We start from the raw sequence: 17,075 nt of genomic DNA, 5'->3' as shown, positions 1-17,075 counted from the left end.
ATGGTGCGTACGCCGCCGTCGCTGGTCGCCGCCTCCGGCCTGGTCCTGATCGGGCTGGCGGGCCCGTGCGCGGCGCAGGCGCTGCCAGCCACGCCCGGCGGCACTGTTGCCGAGCAGCGGCAATGGCTGCTGCAGCAGGTGCGCATCGGCGAGGCCAGCGGCCGTCAGGGGCTGATCGAAGATGCACTGGCCCGGCTGCGAATGCTGGCACCGGACGACCGCAGCACCCTGGTGGCGATCCTGGAAGTGCAGCTGTCGCAGCAGAAGATGGAAGATGCCGATGCGACCCTGCAACGGTTGCGCCAGCTCGGCGCCGGTAGCCGCGAACTGGCCGCCGGTGAGCGCCTGTGGCGCGCCTATCGCGGCGACCTGCAGCAGGAACTGCAGCAGGCACGGCTGTTCGCCGCCGGTGGTCGCAGCGATGAAGCGTTGCTGATCTACCGCCGTCTGTTCAACGACGATCCACCGGGGCTGCAGCTGGGCCTGGAGTACTGGCGCCTGCGCGGCACGCAGGCCAGCGGGCGCGATGCCGCAATCCGGGAACTGACCGCGCTGGACCGCAGTTACCCCGGCAACACCACCCTGTTGCAGACACTGTCGCAGCTGTTGTTCGCAGCCGGGCGTGACGCCGATGCGCTGGCGGCGCTGCAGCGCATGGGGCGCAATCCGGAAGCGCGCGCGCTGGCGGCTGATGCCGAATGGGGCTACTTGCAGGACCAGCCTGCCGACGAGCGCAACGTGCGCCGCCTGCAGGAATTCATCACCCGCAACCCCACCTTCAGCGACATTGCGCTGGTGCGCGAACGCTATGCCGAACAGCACAAGCGGGTAAGCGATCCCTCCTGGCGCGCAGGCCTGCGTGGCCAGCAACTGCTCGACGCCGGTCGCAATGCAGAGGCCGAGCGCGCATTCCTGCAATCGCTGCGCGGCTATCCGCGCGAAGCGGAGTTCCTCGGTGGGCTGGGCATGGCCCTGATGCGGCAGGGGCGCCGCGAGCAGGCCATCGCCTATTTCCAGCGTGCCGTGCAGGCCACACCCGCGGGTGATACCAGCGACAGATGGCGCGACCTGATCACCAGCACCCGCTATTGGCTGCTGCTGGACCAGGCCGACACCGCGCTGGCCGCTGCCAGGCTCGATGATGCTCAGGCACTGTATTCGCAGGCGCGCCGGCAGCAGCCGCGCGAGATAAACGCCATCCTCGGCCTGGTCGATGTCGCGGTGGCGCGTGGCGACGATGAGGCCGCCGAGCGGCAGCTGCAGGCCGCGCGGCGGATCGCCCCGCGCGATGCCAATGTGATCCGCAAGCTGGTGCAGCTGTATGGCCGTACCGACCCGCAGCGTCTGGAATCCTTCATCAACGCCTTGCCTGCAGCGCAGCGCACCCTGTACGCCGAAGACCTGCGCCAGCTGCAGATCAGCCGGCTGCGTGAGCGTCGTGAGCAGGCGTTGGCCGCTGGTGATGCCGATGCGGCCATCACGTTGGGGCGTGAGCTGCGCCGCGAACTGCCCGGCGATGCCTGGCTGGCGTATGCGCTGGGCAATGAACTGCGGACGGCCGGCAAGCTGGATGAAGCAGATGCGGTGGTTGCCGATATGGCCACGCGCAATGCCGGCATCGAAGCGCGTTACGCGCAGGCGCTGTACCTGTCCGGCTCCGATCGCCTGCCACAGGCGCTGGCCGTGCTGGAAGGCGTGCCGCGCGCGCAGTGGGACGATGACATGCGCGCCTTGTCAGAACGCCTGCAGCGCCAGCAGCTGATCGATCATCTGTGGGAGCTGCGCGCGCAAGGCCGGGAAGCAGAAGCCGTTGCCCTGCTGCAGCAACAGCCGCCCAGCGCGGACAACCAGCTGATCCTGGCCGAGTGGGCGCGCCTGCGTGATGATCATGCACAGGCGCTGCACTACTACCAGCAGGTGCTGGCGGTGCAACCGGACAATCTCGATGCGCAGTTGGGCCAGCTGCAGGCCTGGATCGGCACCGGCGACCTGGCCAGTGCCCGTCGGCAGATGCACGACGCGCCCCCCGTGGTGGCCGATGATGCGATCGGCCAGCAACGCCAGTTGGCGACCATCTGGACCGACCTGCATGAAGACGCCAAGGCGCTGCAGATCCTGCGCGCGCTGCTTGCCCGCAAGAGCGGGCCGGACGCCCAGTCCTGGCGCGATGCGGCGCGTCTTGTACGGCGCGAAGATCCGCAGCAGGCGCTGGACATGTACGCACGGGCGATGGCCGACAATGGCTTGATCGCACCGTCGCAGGCGCAGCCACGTGACAACCGCGCGTTGACCCTGGCCAGCCGCGAAACCGCCAGCGACGACTGGTTGCGGCGCAGCCTGCGCAGCGACGTGGAAACCCTGTACCAGCAGGAAAATCCGACGCTGACCGTGATGCAGGATTCCGGCCGTCGCAGCGACGGCACGCCTGGCATCTCGAAACTTGCACGCGATACCCGCATCGCCCATCTTGATGCACCGTTCGCCGGTGGTCTGGGCTGGGCGCGCATTGAACAAGTGCATTTCGATGCAGGCCGTTTCCAGACCGACGCCGACGGCGCCTACAGCGACGATTTCGGCAGCTGCGACCTGGGCCTGCTGCAGGCCGACGGCACGCGGATGCAGGCGCCGGGCTGCACCCGCTACGTACACCAGCGGCGCAGTTCGGGTGCCGGCTTTGCCGTGGGCTGGCGCACCCTGGATGATCGCTGGAATTTCGATATCGGCCATTCGCCGTCCAACTACGTGGTGGGCAACTGGCTGGGCGGCGTGACTCTCAATGGTGACCTCGGCCGGCTGGGCTGGGGAGCGACCGTATCGCGGCGGCCGATGACCAATTCGCTGCTGTCGCAGGCTGGTGCGATCGATCCACGCAGTGGCATTGCCTGGGGCGGTGTCACCGCCAATGGCGTGACCGTCAGCCTCGGCTATGACGAAGGTGGACGCAACGGCGTGTGGTCGAACTGGAGCTGGCACCAGCTGACCGGTCACAACGTGGTGGACAACACCCGCGCGCGGGCGATGGTTGGCTGGTACCACAAGCTGATCCAACGCCCGGACATGCGCCTGGATGTGGGAACCACCGCGATGTATTGGCGCTACCAGAAGGACCTGGGCGGCTATTCGCTGGGTCAGGGCGGCTACTACAGCCCGCAGCGCTATGCGTCGTTGAGCCTTCCGGTGGGCTTCGCCTGGCGCAACGACGACTGGTCGGTGCGCATTGATGGTTCGGTCAGCGTCTCCAACGCACGCACCCGCTCGATCAGCCGCTTCCCCGACGAGGCCCTCATCCAGCGCGTGATCGCACAGCTGGAACCGCAGTACGGTCCGCTGCAACTGGACGCGGATGGCCTGTACACCACCGATGGCAGCAGTACCGGTACGGGCTATCGCCTGTACGCGGCAGTTGAGCGGCGCCTGGGTGATCACGTCGTGCTGGGCGCGGCCGGTACCCTGCAGCGCAGCCGCGATTTTTCGCCGAACACGTTCCAGTTGTACCTGCGCTATTCCTTCAAACCGTGGCAGGGCAACCTGCCGTTGCCCGTCTCTCCGCTGGTGCCGTATGGCGAATTCCGCTGACCTGCAACGCCGCCGTCTGCTGCAGGCGACAGTCCTGCTGCCGCTGCTGGGCAGCGCCGGCGTTCGCGCGGCCACCACAGCATCGCGTTGGCCGGCCTGGCAGGTGCTGCAGGACAGCAGCCTGAGCCGCGATGGGCGCATGATCGACCGCAGCCAGGACGATCAGCGCAGCACATCGGAGGGCCAGTCCTATGCACTGTTCTTCGCGCTGGTCGACAACGATCCTGCACTGTTCGACCGCATCCTGGCCTGGACGCAGGACAATCTCGCAGGCGGTGACATGGCCGCGCGCCTGCCAGGCTGGTTGTGGGGGCAGGGCAAGGAAGGCTGGCGCCTGCTGGACGACAATCCTGCATCCGATTCGGACCTGTGGCTCGCCTACGCATTGCTGGAAGCTGCGCGCCTGTGGCGCCGCCCCGCGCTGCAGGCCATCGCCGAAGGCATGCTGGCACAGGTGCGCGCGCGCGAAATCGTGCAGATACCCACGCTGGGGCCGATGCTGCTGCCGGGGCCGCAGGGATTTATCGAAGACGGTGCCACCCGGGTCAATCCGAGCTACCTGCCGCTGCCGTTGCTGCGGCGATTCGCAGCGGTTGATCGCAGCGGCCCCTGGCAGGCGCTGGCCGACAACACCGTGGCCCTGCTGCAGCAGACCAGTCCGCATGGGTTCGCGCCGGACTGGGCCGCGTGGAAGGACGGCAGCTTCATCGCCGATCCGGTGAAAGGGGCTGTGGGTGGCTACGACGCCATCCGCTGTTACACCTGGGCCGGCATGACTGCGCCGCGCGATCCCTTGTTCCGTCGCCAGCTCACCGCTCTGTCCGGCCCTCTGCAGCGCCTGCGCAGCGGTGCGCCGATGTGGGAGAAAATCGACACGCGTACCGGCAAAGGGCAGGGCGAGGGCAACTACGGTTTCCGTGCCGCACTGCTGCCCTACCTGCTGGCACAGGGGGAAACATCCCGCGCCGCGGTTCTGCTTGAAAGCCTGCCCAGCGCCGAACAGCAGCGTGCTGGCGAGCCCGCGTACTATTCGCAGATGCTCACCCTGTTCGGTCGCGGCTGGGCGGAAGGCCGCTGGCGCTTCGCTGCCGACGGACGCCTGCAGCCGCGCTGGTGATGCAACGGCCGGGCGATGCCCGGCGGGCCCATCAACAGGGGATCACTCCAGCGCGTAACGCAGCACGAACAACACCGCCACCAGCCACACCGCCGGATGCACCTCGCGCCAGCGGCCGGTGCCGGCCTTCAGCGCGGCATAGGCAATGAAGCCGAAGGCCAGGCCGTTGGCGATGGAATAGGTGAACGGCATCGCCAGCGCACACAGCGCGGCGGGTACGGATTCGGTCAGGTCGCTCCAGTCCACTTCCACCAGTTCGCGCAGCATCAGTCCGGCTACGAACAGCAGCGCCGGCGCGGTGGCATAGCCGGGCACCATTGCCGCCAGCGGCGAGAACAACAGCGCGGCCAGGAACAACGCAGCGACCACCAGTGCGGTCAAACCGGTACGGCCACCCACCTGCACGCCCGAGGCGCTTTCGGCGAAGGCGGTGGTGCTGCTGGTGCCCAGCAGCGAGCCGGCCACAATCGCCGTGCTGTCGGCCAGCAGCGCGCGGCCGAACCGCTTCTGCGCGCCCGGCAGTTTCAGCAGGCCGGCACGGCCGACCACGCCATACAGCGTGCCGGTGGCATCGAACACTTCCACCAGCACGAACACCAGCACCACCTGCAGCAGCACGGCGATCGGCGCGCCGCCGTTGTGGTGCAGCAGGCCAGGCAGGTCCAGCTGCAGGAAGGTCGGCGCCAGGCTCGGCGGCAACGACACCAGCCCGTGGTACTGCAGATCGCCCAACGCCCAGCCGGCCGCGGTCACCGCCAGGATGCCGATCAGGATCGCACCGCGCACTCGTCGCGCTTCCAGGATCGCGATCAGCAGGAAGCCGCCCAGTGCCAGCAGCGGCGGCGCGGTATTGAGCGGGCCCAGCGCGACCAGCGTGTCCTCGTTGCCGATGATCACGCCGGATTTCTGCAGCGCGATGATGGCCAGGAACAGGCCGATGCCGGCCACGATCGCCGACCGCAACGACGCCGGAATGCCCGACACCAGCCACGCGCGCACGCCGGTCAGCGACAGCACCAGGAACACCAGGCCGGAAATGAACACCGCCGCCAGCGCCTGCTGCCAGGGCAGCCCGGCAGCGCCGACCACGGTGAAGGCGAAGAACGCATTCAAGCCCATGCCCGGGGCCATGCCCACCGGGAAGTTGGCCGCCAGCGCCATCACCACCGAGCCCAGCGCCGCGGCCAGGCAGGTGGCCACGAACACCGCGCCGGCGTCCATGCCGGTGGTGCCCAGGATCTCGGGATTGACGAAGACGATGTAGGACATCGTCAGGAAGGTGGTGACACCGGCCAGCAGTTCGGTGCGCACGGTGGTGCCGTGCTGTTGCAGCTGGAACAGGCGTTCGAACAGGGACATCGCAGATCTCTCGTACCTGCACGCCCTGCCGCCCGAAGGACCGGCGGGTGCGTCGCCAGGCGGTTAGAAGTGGTAGTTCAACTTCAGCGTAACGCTGCTGTAGTTGGTATGGAAGCTGCGTCGCGCCGCAGCCGGGTAGTTGGGATCTTCCAGGTAAACCGGGCTGGAGCCCAGATGGGTGTAACGGTACTCCGCACCCGCCGAAAGCTGGTCGCTGAAGCGGTACAGCACGCCTGCGCCGACGTTCGCGCCGGTGGATACATGGGATGCGCGGGTTTCAAATTCGGCCACGCGGCAGCCGTTGGTGGCCTCCACCAGCGACTTGTCGCAGCCCAGCGAAAACTCCTGGCGGGCCACGCTCACGCCGGCGCTGACGTACGGCAGCCACTGGCCCGCCGCGTAACCCAGCGTCAGGTTGACTGCGCCCGAACGGGTCACCGCATCCTTGCCGTAGTAGGGGCTGTACTGGTGGTTGTCGCGGTCCTTCCACTCCTGGGTGATGTTGCCGAAGGAAAGGGTGCCTTCGATCCCGGCAACCACATTGTTGTCGAACTGCCAGTTGCGGCCGGCCTGCAGCCCGCCAGCAAAGCCGCGGATGCTCTTTTCAGAGGCATTGGCATTGCTGCGGTCCTGGCTGTGGCCTTCGCCATGGCTGGCATGGGCACCCAGGTAGATGCCTTCCCAGTTCGCCGGCGCGGCCGCGGCAGTGCCCGACAGCAGCAGCGCTGCCGTGGTGGAGATCAGTGCTTTCATGGTGTTTTCCTACGAGGGGGATGAATCGGGTGCGTAGGAAAACCGAAGCATTGGGCCGGGAACATACAACGAGTTGCAAAGTACGGAGGATGCCGTGTGCGACAAGGAATCAACACTGCTTTACACGGGCAGCCTTCAGCCGGGTCGCGTTGAAGTGCGTCGCGAAGAGACCAAAAGCGTCAACAAAAATCGATTGCGGCCCATGAAAGGTGAAAGGCCGCGCGAGCGCGGCCTTTCGTTCTTGCTTACTTCAGCGCCTTGAAGCGCAGGCGCTTCGGCGCAGCGTCGTCGCCCATGCGGCGGCGCTTGTCTTCTTCGTACTCACGATAGTTGCCCTGGAAGAACTCCACGTGCGAATCACCTTCGAACGCCAGGATGTGGGTCGCGATGCGATCCAGGAACCAGCGGTCATGCGAAATGACGAAGGTGTTGCCCGGGAACTCCAGCAGCGCATCTTCCAGCGCACGCAGGGTTTCGATGTCCAGATCGTTGGACGGTTCGTCGAGCAGCAGCACGTTGCCACCCTGCAGCAGGGTCTTGGCCATGTGCAGGCGGCCACGCTCACCACCGGACAGCGAACCGACCATCTTCTGCTGGTCCTGGCCCTTGAAGTTGAAGCGGCCGATGTAGGCGCGCGACTGGATCTCGATGCCGTTGATGTTGAGGATGTCCAGGCCGCCCGCGATTTCCTGGAACACGCTGTGGTTGCCTTCCAGCGCGTCGCGGCTCTGGTCCACGTAGGACAGCTGCACGGTCGGGCCGACCACGATCTCGCCGGTGTCCGGCTTTTCCTGGCCGGTGATCATCTTGAACAGGGTCGACTTACCGGCACCGTTGGGGCCGATGATGCCGACGATGGCGCCCGAGGGCACCAGGAAGTTCAGGTTGTCGAACAGCAGGCGGTCGCCGAACTTCTTGGAGACGTTCTTGAATTCCATCACCGCCTGGCCCAGGCGCTCGCCCGGCGGGATGAAGATTTCATTGGTCTCGTTGCGCTTCTGGTAATCGACCGACTGCAGCTCTTCCAGGCGGGCCAGACGGGCCTTGCCCTTGGTGCGGCCGCCCTTGGCGTTCTGGCGCGACCACTCCAGTTCCTTCTGGATCGCCTTCTGGCGAGCCTTTTCCTGGTTGTCTTCCTGCTTCAGGCGCTCATCCTTCTGGGTCAGCCAGTCGGTGTAGTTGCCCTTCCACGGAATGCCGCGGCCACGGTCCAGTTCCAGGATCCACTCGGCGGCGTTGTCCAGGAAGTAGCGATCATGGGTGACCGCCACGACGGTGCCGGTGTAGCGCGCCAGGAACTGTTCCAGCCATTCCACCGACTCGGCGTCGAGGTGGTTGGTCGGTTCGTCGAGCAGCAGCATGTCCGGCTTCTGCAGCAGCAGGCGGCACAGCGCCACACGGCGCTTTTCACCACCGGACAGCTTGCCGACGATGGCATCCCACGGCGGCAGGCGCAGCGCATCGGCGGCCACGTCCAGCTGGTTTTCCAGCGTGTGCGCATCGCCGGCGGCGAGGATCGCCTCCAGGCGCTCCTGTTCCTTGGCCAGCGCGTCGAAATCGGCGCCTTCTTCGGCATAGGCGGCGTAGACAGCGTCCAGCGCAGCCTGTGCCTGCAGCACTTCGCCCACGCCTTCTTCAACCGCTTCACGCACGGTCTTGGTCGGGTCCAGCTCCGGTTCCTGCGCCAGGTAGCCAACCTTGATGCCGGCCTGCGGACGGGCTTCGCCCTCGAAATCGGTGTCCACGCCGGCCATGATCTTCAGCACGGTGGACTTGCCGGCGCCGTTCAGGCCCAGCAGGCCGATCTTCGCGCCCGGGAAGAAGGACAGCGAGATGTCCTTGATGATCTGCCGCTTGGGCGGGACCACCTTGGACACGCGGTTCATGGTGTAGATGTATTGCGAGGACATGAGGTCTCCGTAGGCGCGACCCTGCGCCCGGTCCGTCACGGGGAACTTCCCGTTGCGGCAGCGGGCACAGACTGAATGGAATACCCCCAATTATAGCCGGAACCGCTTACGCCCCGCGCCGTCCGCAGCGCCCGGGGCTGGCCGAGGACTGAATGGGCCGTCACAGTCCCGCAGCGGGAAGCGTTTCCAGCCGGAAACCGTTCAGATCGAATGCGCAATATGGGCTCACCACCCACCCAGCAGAGGTCTCCCATGCACATCCATCGACTCATGGCCGGCGCCGTGGCCTCTGTACTGGCGCTGGGCGCCATCGCCCCGGCCTTCGCCGACAACGACCACCGTGGTCGCGACCACGACCGCCGTGAATGGCGAGAAGATCGCCGCGAGTGGCGCCACGACCGTCGCGACTGGGAACGCGACCGCCGCGAAGCGCGCCGTGACTACCGCCACGACCGCCGCTACGACCATGGCTACTACCGCCCGGCACCGCCGCCGCCGCGCGTGGTCTACAGCCCGGGCTACCGGCCCGGCTATGGCTATGGCTGGCAGCGCGGCCACCGCTATCGCGATTACTACCGCGGCCCGATCTACGTGGTGAACGACTACCCGCGCTACCACCTGCGCCGCCCGCCGTCCGGCCACCACTGGATCCGCGATGACCGCGGCAACATGCTGCTGGTGGCCGTGGCAACCGGCATCATCGCCGACTACATCATCAACAACCGTTGATGCAGCGCCAGGGTCGGATCCCTTTCCAACGGAAAGGGCTCCGACCCGCCCGGAAAAAAGAAGGGCGCCGCAAGGCGCCCTTCTTCATTCAACCGGCCAACCTCGCGGTCAGAACGCCACCGACCAGTCCAACTGCGCCCCCACATCGCGCTGGCCATCGCCACGGCGGCCCTGCATCTGCAGCGCCACGCGGCTGTTGTCGGTCGGGCTCACCGCCACGCCGAACTGGGCCAGCGCGCTGCGGCGGGCCAGCGGCGCACCGCTGATCGCAAAACCCTGCGTGCCTTCCACGAAGCGTGCATCGACCTGCGGCAGGCGATCGCCGCCCGCCACCTGCCAGCCCACGCGCGCGGTCAGCGCCGCACGATCACGCTGGCCACCGCTGATGTCCCAGTCCGCGCGCAGCGCAGCCAGGCCGGTGCGGTAACGTGCGCTGCCGCCGTTCCACTGCAGGGCACTGTGGCCGCCGTGTTCCTGGCTGCCGTCGCTTTGCAGGCGCACCTGGGCCACTTCGATTTCCGGGGTCAGCTGCAGGCGCGCGCCGCCGAAGGTCCAGCCGGCACGCAGGAACGCGGTCGTGCCGGTGGCGTCCTCGCGGGCGGACAGGCCTTCGTCCAGGCGGGTGCCGACCTTTGCGGTGCGCGTGCTGTCGGTGCGGTAGTCGGCACGGCTGACACCGGCACGCAGGCTCAGGCCCTGCCAGCGATACTGGCCGTACACGCCGTACTCGGTGCTGTCGGTTTCGCTGCGTGCATCGCGCTGGGCCAGGCGGCTGACCAGCTGCTGCTGGCCGGCGGCCACGCCCACTTCCAGCGATTCACCCAGGCGCCAGCCGGCACCGGCCATGACGCCGTGCTGCGACGAACGCAAGCCGGTGTTGTCCGCGCCGGCATCGGTGCGGCGCTGGCCGGCGTTGCCGCCGATCCAGGCGTGCACGCCCGGGGCGATCTCGGCACCCATCGTGGCACCGTCCAGATGGCGGTCGATGCCCTCGTGCAGGAAGCGGTTCTGCAGCAGTGCGCCGCGGTGCGCGGCATGGATCTCACCGCTCAGGCTGTCGAAGGCCGGCACCACCTCGGCCAGGTCCAGCCGTACCACCGCCTCATACACGGCGTTGCCATTGCCCAGCGCTTCCACCGCGCCGGCCACCGCCTTCTGGTTCGGGTTCACCACCACATCGGGGAAGGCCAGATCGATATCCGGCATGGCGATATCGTTGCGGGCCAGGGTCAGGTAGACGTTGCTGGCGTCGTAGTCCAGCGTGGGGGTCAGGAAGGCCAGCGTGCTGCTCACGCCGGAGAACGTGCCCTGCACGCCCTGCGTCGCGCTCAGGATGGTGTAGCGGGTGCGTGGCTGCCAGTCACCCTCGCTGGCGATGGCCACCGTGTTGCCACCCTGCAGCGTTGCGCCGCCGCCCACCTGCACGCGGTCGCCGGCGCCATCGGCGCCCAGATCCACCAGGTAGCGCGAGCCGTTCTCCATCAGCAGGCTGCCGGTCATCGACAGCGTGCCGAAGGCCGTGGCCGAACCCGGTGCCAGGGTGGCGCCGTCGCGGATGACGACGTTGCCCAGCTGGCCGTCACCGCTCAGCTCGGTGCCAGTGCCCAGGTCGGCCAGGCCGCCCAGGCGGCCATGCACGTCAAGCGCGCCGGCCTGCACGCGCGTGGTACCGGTGAAGCCGCTGCTGTCGCCCGACAGGCTCAGCAGGCCCGCATCCAGCTTGACCACATCGCCCGCGCCGGACAGCACGTTGTTGAACAGGGTCTGGCCATTGCGCTGCAGCTGCAGTGTCGCGCCCGATGCCACGTCCACCGCGCCACGGATCGCACCGTTGCCAGCCAGCACAAGGGTGCCCTGTTCAATGCGGGTACCGCCGCTGTAGCTGTTGTTGGCATGGGTGGTCAGCGTGCCGCTGCCGGTCTTGCGCAGTGCGCCGGTGCCGGTCAGGCGGCCGCTGAACATCGCATCGACCTGGTCGGTGTCCACCGTGGCGACACCGTCCAGCGCCATTTCAACGTTGCTGGTGAAGGCCTTGCTGGTCAGGTGCAGGGTGCCATCGGCAATCAGTACGGTGGCCGTACCGGCGCCTTGGTAGATCAGGCCGCCGGCCAGGTTCAACGTGCCCTGCCGACCAATGGTCAGCGAGCCACGGCTGCCGCTGGCGCCGGCCAGGCCCAGCGCGTCGTTGACCGTCAGCGCACCGCCGTCATACACCGACACGCTGCCGTTGCCCTGATTGCCGACGGTCAGGCGGCCCATGCTGGCCGAACTGCCAGCGTCGGCCACGCGGAAGCTGCCTTCGCCCTGCGTGCTCTCACCCACGCCCACGTTGCCTGCGGTCAGTGCGGCGCCGTCGAAGACATTCAGTTCGGCCACCGCGTTCTGGCCCACGGCGATGAAGCCGGTGGTGGCGGTGGTGCCCGCGCCGGTCAGCACCAGCACGCCATCGGGCACACCCGGAGTGTGCCGCTGCTGGCCCAGCAGGGTGCTGCCCTGCACGGTCAGCGTGGCGCCGTCGGCGACGGTCATCGTGCCGGTGCCGGAAACGCCGATCAGCAGGTCACTGCTGTTCAACCAGCTCGAATCCTTGCCGGTCACCGTGGCTTCGCCGCGGGCCACGCTGCTGTAGCTGCCCAGACGGGCGACGCCGGTCTGGAAGCTGCCACCGTTACGCACGTTTACCGTGCCCATGCCCTGCGCGCCCACGTGGATCTGGTCGGTGGCAAAGCGCGAATCCTTGTCGGACACGGTCAGCACGCCACTGCTGCCCATTTCCGAGGCCACCCACGTGCCCTGGGCGTTGATCACCTGGCCGCCATCAAGCACGTCCAGGAAGCCGCTGCCTTCATGGCCGACGCCGATGCTGTTGTTGCCGATCCACTGCGAACCGGCGCCGGTCACGGTGACCTTGCCGGTCGAGCCGGCCAGCGTCGCAATGAAGATGGCAGTGCTTTCCAGCACGCCGCCGTTCTGGATGAACAGCTCGCCGCTGCCGCCATGGCCGATGTCCACGCGCCACGAATCAGCCCTGATCGCATCCACCACGACCGGGGTCACGCTGTCGATGTAGGCGTGGTTCTCGACGGTCAGGTTCGGATCGCCGTTGCTCCACGCGCCCGGCACATACCAGTTGCCATCGAGCTGGCTCGGATCGCGCACGGTGACCGTCGCAGCAATCGCCGTGGTGGGGCCGCTCATGGCCAGGCCGATCGCCAGGGCCAGCAGGCTGGTGGAAAGAGTACGGGAGGCGCCGGAAGTGCGACGCGGTGCCAGCGTCATTGCCGGCGAAGCTTGGTGCGAATGGGTCACGCGGATTTTCCCCTGTATGGACAGGGCGTATCGGCCGCGCAGGGGAGGGCTTTAGGTTTCTGAATATAAACAATTCAGAGTTGCAAGGAAGCGGGTCACACTTCCGGATATTCCAGGAATGGAGTCGCTGCCCAACACCGCTGCGGATTACACACGCAGGCGCGCCAGCACATCATGCCACAGCGCAATGCCCAAGCCCCTTCCGCTGCGGTCGCCCGGGCCCTCCAGCCCGCTTACAATCGCAGGCCCCGCTGTTCCCTCCCTGCCTGGAGTAACCGATGTTCCCGCGTGACGTCCGCATCGAAACCTACGATCCCGAACTGGCCAAGGCCATCGCCGCCGAAACCCAGCGCCAGGAAGACCACGTCGAGCTGATCGCCAGCGAGAACTACACCAGCCCGGCGGTGATGGAAGCCCAGGGCAGCCAGCTGACCAACAAGTACGCCGAAGGCTACCCGGGCAAGCGCTACTACGGTGGCTGCGAATACGTGGACATCGCCGAACAGCTGGCGATCGACCGCCTGAAGGAACTGTTCGGCGCGGACTACGCCAACGTGCAGCCGCACAGCGGTTCGCAGGCCAACCAGGCCGTGTACTTCGCGCTGCTGCAGCCGGGCGACACCATCCTCGGCATGAGCCTGGCCCACGGCGGCCACCTCACCCACGGTGCCAAGGTCAACGCCTCGGGCAAGCTGTTCAACGCCGTGCAGTACGGCGTCAACGACCAGGGCCTGATCGATTACGACGAAGTCGAGCGCCTGGCCCTGGAGCACAAGCCGAAGATGGTCGTGGCCGGCTTCTCGGCCTACTCGCAGGTGATCGACTGGGCGCGCTTCCGCGCCATCGCCGACAAGGTCGGTGCCTACCTGTTCGTCGACATGGCGCACGTCGCCGGCCTGGTTGCTGCTGGCGTCTACCCGAGCCCGCTGGAACATGCACACGTGGTCACCTCGACCACCCACAAGACCCTGCGCGGCCCGCGCGGCGGCATCATCGTCGCCAAGGGCGCCGACGAAGACCTGGTCAAGAAGCTGCAGTCGATCGTGTTCCCGGGCATCCAGGGCGGTCCGCTGATGCACGTCATCGCCGGCAAGGCCGTGGCCTTCAAGGAAGCGCTGGAGCCGGGCTTCAAGGCCTACCAGCAGCAGGTGGTGAAGAACGCGCAGGCGATGGCCAACACGCTCATCGCACGCGGCTACAAGATCGTCTCCGGTGGCACCCAGAACCACCTGATGCTGGTCGACATGATCGGCAAGGACGTGTCCGGCAAGGACGCGGAAGCCGCACTGGGCAAGGCCCATATCACCGTCAACAAGAACTCGGTGCCGAACGACCCGCGTTCGCCGTTCGTGACCTCGGGCCTGCGCCTGGGCACCCCGGCGGTGACCACCCGCGGTTACCTGGAACAGGACTGCGTGGACCTGGCCAACTGGATCGCCGACGTGCTCGACGCCCCGGCCGATGAGGCCGTGATCGCCCGCGTGCGTGATGCGGTCAGCGCGCAGTGCCGCAAGTACCCGGTCTACGGTTGATCGGGCACTGGGGTCGGAGCCCTTCCCTGCGGGAAGGGTTCTGACCCCGGTACCGGAGTACCCGCGCATGGATGAGCGCCGCCTCAAGTATCTTTATGCAGCCTTGGCTGTGCCGTTGGGCGCACCCAGCGTGCTGTTTGGTGGGGCGATGGCGGTACTGGCCATGGCCGGAAGCGTGCTTTCACTTGCCGACGGCACCGTCAACCTGCCCGGGCAGGCATTGATGCTGCTGTGGGGCCTGGCCGGACTCGCCGGTTGCATCGCCTGGCTGGACCTCAGTTGCGGATATTTGTTTGCAGGGCGCAGCGCACTGCATGCGCGCAGCCGGGCGCAGTGGGGGACGCTGCTGCTTGGCATGCTGGCTGCGCTGCCGCTGTTGGGCATGGGGCTGTGGCTGGGCATCACCCACGGCAGCGAAGGCTTCGGTCTGCTGCTGATGGGGCCTTCGCTGCTGGTCCCGGCCGGCATGCTCTGGTGGCTGCGACCACGCACGTGAAGCAAGCAGCCAGCAAGGAGATTCGAACGCATGGATGAGCGCCTGCACAAACGCCTGTATATCGCCCAATGCCTGCTGCTGGGGTTGCCTGCACTGGTGGCCGGTGGCGGCGTCGCCGGCTTCGGTATCTACACCTTCCTGACCCGCCACGGCCTGATGCGCGGGGACGAAGGGGCGGTGCTGTTGCTGTGGGCGCTGGCGGGTGTGATCGGCTTGCTGGCCTGGTTGTGGCTCAGCATCCGCTACCTGCGGCGAGGGCGCGATGGCCTGCGGCACACCGCCCGTATTCCCTGGATCGGCTTGGCGCTTGGCGCGATGGCCGCGCTGGCGGTGATCGGCGTGGTGCTTTTCAGCTTGTTTGCCGGCAGCCCCTGGCAGGTACTGGGCTATCTGGTACTGGGCGTGCCGCTGCTGGTGCCGGCTGCGCATCTGGTGTGGTTGCGTCGCGCCCCGGGCCTTGCCGGACAAGGCTGATCGCTGCCTGCATTTGCTGCAAAACCCCTTCTCAGGTACCGTTGCGACGCTACCACGACCGTGGCAGCAGGTATTTCCCTGAGCCAGGCGTTCAATGCATTGCCCCTTCTGCCAGCATGCCGATACACGGGTCATCGACTCGCGCGTCTCCGAAGACGGCGCGACGATTCGCCGTCGGCGTGAGTGCGAGGCGTGCAACGAACGCTTCAGTACGCTGGAAACCGTTGAACTGAAGCTGCCGGCCATCGTCAAGAGCGATGGCACCCGTGAAGCCTTCGATGCCCGCAAGGTCCGCGCCGGCTTTGACCGCGCGCTGCAGAAGCGTGCGGTGCCGGAAGAGAAGATCGAGGCGGCGGTGCGCGCAGTGGTGCATCAGCTGCGCATCAGCGGCGAACGCGAAGTGCCGTCGATCAAAGTGGGCGAGTTCGTGATGAACGAACTGCGCAAGCTTGACCATGTCGGTTATGTGCGTTTCGCGTCGGTGTACCGCAGTTTCGAGGATGTGGCCGACTTCCGCGAGGAAATCGAGAAGCTCGAACGCGACCTGCCTTCCAGCACCGAGCAGTTGCAGCTGCTGGGCGATGTGATTGCCCTCACCAAGAAAAAGAAGGGCTGACGGCCTCTGCATCGGTAGCTGCCAACCTTGGTTGGCGCCGTACCGCCCATCCACGCATGGCGTGGATCTACTGGGCTCTTGGCTGGCATCGTGCTGACGGCGGTACCATGGCGGCATGAGCCTATCGTTCACCGTCCTTGACCACCTGCACATGGCCGCCGCATTGCGGCTTGCCGAACGCGGTGCCTATACCACCCGTCCCAATCCGATGGTCGGCTGCGTGATCGCCCATGGCGAGCGCGTGGTCGGGCAGGGCTGGCACCAGCGCGCTGGCGGCCCGCATGCCGAAGTGTTCGCCCTGCGCGAAGCGGGCGGCGACGCGCGCGGTGCCACCGCCTACGTCACCCTGGAACCCTGCGCGCATTACGGCCGTACGCCGCCGTGCGCACTGGCGCTGATCGAAGCCGGCGTGTCGCGCGTGGTCGCGGCAATGCGCGACCCGTTCCCGAAAGTCGATGGCGGTGGCTTCGACCTGCTGCGTGACGCCGGCATCGAGGTCGCCGAGGGCTTGATGGCGGCACAGGCGCGGGAACTCAACAAGGGCTTCCTGTCGCGCGTGGAACGCGGTCGTCCGTGGCTGCGGGTGAAACTGGCCGCCAGCCTCGATGGCCGCACCGCGATGGCCGACGGCAGCTCGAAGTGGATCACCGGCCCCGCCGCTCGCGAAGATGTGCAGCACTGGCGCGCGCGCGCTGGCGCGATCCTCACCGGCGCCGACACCGTCATCGCCGACGACCCGATGCTGACCGTGCGCCTGGCTGACACTGAAGTCATGCCGCCCCTGCGCGTCGTCCTCGATTCCCGCCTGCGCTCGCTGGAATGCAGCCGTGTGCGCGAGGGTGGGGCGCCCACGCTGTACCTGCACGATGCAATGATCAGCCCGCCCGACGCTGCCGACGCGGCCTTTGCCAGCGTCGCCGTCCGCCACGGTCGCCTTGATCTGGGCGCGGTGTTGGCACTGCTGGCCGAGCGCGGCATCAACGAGGTGCACACCGAAGCCGGTGCAACGCTGGCCGGCGCGCTGGTGCGTGGTGGCTGGGTCGACGAACTGCTGATGTACCAGGCGCCAACACTGCTGGGCGACAGCGGCCGCCCGTTGCTGGCCGACCTCGGCATCGACGTGATGGACCAACAGCGCCGCCTGCGCGTGATCGACCAGCGCCAAGTTGGGGATGATCTGCGGCTGCTGCTGCGGCCATGAAGT

Annotated in this window: 12 protein-coding genes; 8 read left to right on the top strand and 4 right to left on the bottom strand. The window is 67.2% G+C overall.

Annotated elements, in window-relative coordinates; translation table 11 throughout:
- Both bcsC and bcsZ read left to right on the top strand, forming a co-directional pair.
- Complete coding sequence (bcsC, locus tag M2299_RS16165; RefSeq protein WP_280884687.1) at positions 1–3,576, top strand: cellulose synthase complex outer membrane protein BcsC; 3,576 nt, start codon at positions 1–3, stop codon at positions 3,574–3,576.
- Entirely contained in the window at positions 3,560–4,693 is a 1,134-nt protein-coding gene (bcsZ, locus tag M2299_RS16160) for a cellulose synthase complex periplasmic endoglucanase BcsZ (protein WP_099841893.1), read from the top strand. The genes bcsC and bcsZ overlap by 17 nt, the downstream gene beginning before the upstream one ends.
- A gap of 42 nt (positions 4,694–4,735) precedes the next feature.
- Here the strand turns inward: bcsZ and M2299_RS16155 are convergent, their stop codons facing one another.
- From M2299_RS16155 to ettA, 3 genes are all read right to left on the bottom strand, one after another.
- Positions 4,736–6,052, bottom strand: a complete 1,317-nt coding sequence (locus tag M2299_RS16155; protein WP_025876668.1) for an NCS2 family permease — start codon at positions 6,050–6,052, stop codon at positions 4,736–4,738.
- A gap of 63 nt (positions 6,053–6,115) precedes the next feature.
- Positions 6,116–6,805: an outer membrane beta-barrel protein gene (locus tag M2299_RS16150; protein ID WP_025876666.1), complete on the bottom strand. Its 690-nt coding sequence runs from the start codon at positions 6,803–6,805 to the stop codon at positions 6,116–6,118.
- 245 nt (positions 6,806–7,050) lie between these two features.
- Complete coding sequence (gene ettA, locus M2299_RS16145; RefSeq protein ID WP_025876664.1) at positions 7,051–8,715, bottom strand: energy-dependent translational throttle protein EttA; 1,665 nt, start codon at positions 8,713–8,715, stop codon at positions 7,051–7,053.
- 252 nt (positions 8,716–8,967) lie between these two features.
- Between ettA and M2299_RS16140 the strand changes: the two genes are divergently transcribed.
- Positions 8,968–9,444: an RcnB family protein gene (locus tag M2299_RS16140; protein ID WP_025876662.1), complete on the top strand. Its 477-nt coding sequence runs from the start codon at positions 8,968–8,970 to the stop codon at positions 9,442–9,444.
- 108 nt (positions 9,445–9,552) lie between these two features.
- On the opposite strand, the gene M2299_RS16135 is transcribed toward M2299_RS16140, so the two are convergent.
- Positions 9,553–12,753 (bottom strand): autotransporter domain-containing protein, encoded by a 3,201-nt coding sequence (locus M2299_RS16135; RefSeq protein WP_280884686.1) that lies wholly within the window; start codon positions 12,751–12,753, stop codon positions 9,553–9,555.
- Between the two features lie 278 nt (positions 12,754–13,031).
- Between M2299_RS16135 and glyA the strand changes: the two genes are divergently transcribed.
- The 5 genes from glyA (at position 13,032) to ribD (ending at position 17,072) form a co-directional block, all read left to right on the top strand.
- Positions 13,032–14,285 carry a serine hydroxymethyltransferase gene (gene glyA / locus M2299_RS16130; protein WP_032978943.1) on the top strand — a complete coding sequence of 418 codons (1,254 nt, stop codon included), beginning with the start codon at positions 13,032–13,034 and terminating at the stop codon, positions 14,283–14,285.
- A 67-nt stretch (positions 14,286–14,352) separates the two neighbouring features.
- Positions 14,353–14,781 carry a hypothetical protein gene (locus M2299_RS16125; protein ID WP_280884685.1) on the top strand — a complete coding sequence of 143 codons (429 nt, stop codon included), beginning with the start codon at positions 14,353–14,355 and terminating at the stop codon, positions 14,779–14,781.
- 30 nt (positions 14,782–14,811) lie between these two features.
- On the top strand, positions 14,812–15,255 hold the full coding sequence (locus tag M2299_RS16120) for a hypothetical protein (protein WP_099782804.1): 444 nt from the start codon (positions 14,812–14,814) through the stop codon (positions 15,253–15,255).
- 94 nt (positions 15,256–15,349) lie between these two features.
- Positions 15,350–15,871, top strand: coding sequence for a transcriptional regulator NrdR (gene nrdR / locus M2299_RS16115; RefSeq protein WP_025876654.1), 522 nt, complete (start codon positions 15,350–15,352; stop codon positions 15,869–15,871).
- Positions 15,872–15,986: 115 nt separating this feature from the next.
- Entirely contained in the window at positions 15,987–17,072 is a 1,086-nt protein-coding gene (gene ribD, locus M2299_RS16110) for a bifunctional diaminohydroxyphosphoribosylaminopyrimidine deaminase/5-amino-6-(5-phosphoribosylamino)uracil reductase RibD (RefSeq protein WP_280884684.1), read from the top strand.
- Positions 17,073–17,075 lie beyond the last annotated feature (3 nt).

The organism is Stenotrophomonas sp. 1278 (genome assembly GCF_029892765.1).
Lineage (GTDB): Bacteria > Pseudomonadota > Gammaproteobacteria > Xanthomonadales > Xanthomonadaceae > Stenotrophomonas > Stenotrophomonas indicatrix.
This window is presented reverse-complemented; position numbering and strand designations above follow the sequence as displayed.

Coding starts and splice junctions, on each gene's coding strand:
- bcsC (WP_280884687.1), top strand. CDS start 1: ATGGTGCGTACGCCGCCGTCGCTGGTCGCCGCCTCCGGCCTGGTCCTG.
- bcsZ (WP_099841893.1), top strand. CDS start 3,560: ATGGCGAATTCCGCTGACCTGCAACGCCGCCGTCTGCTGCAGGCGACA.
- M2299_RS16155 (WP_025876668.1), bottom strand. CDS start 6,052: ATGTCCCTGTTCGAACGCCTGTTCCAGCTGCAACAGCACGGCACCACC.
- M2299_RS16150 (WP_025876666.1), bottom strand. CDS start 6,805: ATGAAAGCACTGATCTCCACCACGGCAGCGCTGCTGCTGTCGGGCACT.
- ettA (WP_025876664.1), bottom strand. CDS start 8,715: ATGTCCTCGCAATACATCTACACCATGAACCGCGTGTCCAAGGTGGTC.
- M2299_RS16140 (WP_025876662.1), top strand. CDS start 8,968: ATGCACATCCATCGACTCATGGCCGGCGCCGTGGCCTCTGTACTGGCG.
- glyA (WP_032978943.1), top strand. CDS start 13,032: ATGTTCCCGCGTGACGTCCGCATCGAAACCTACGATCCCGAACTGGCC.
- M2299_RS16125 (WP_280884685.1), top strand. CDS start 14,353: ATGGATGAGCGCCGCCTCAAGTATCTTTATGCAGCCTTGGCTGTGCCG.
- M2299_RS16120 (WP_099782804.1), top strand. CDS start 14,812: ATGGATGAGCGCCTGCACAAACGCCTGTATATCGCCCAATGCCTGCTG.
- nrdR (WP_025876654.1), top strand. CDS start 15,350: ATGCATTGCCCCTTCTGCCAGCATGCCGATACACGGGTCATCGACTCG.
- ribD (WP_280884684.1), top strand. CDS start 15,987: ATGAGCCTATCGTTCACCGTCCTTGACCACCTGCACATGGCCGCCGCA.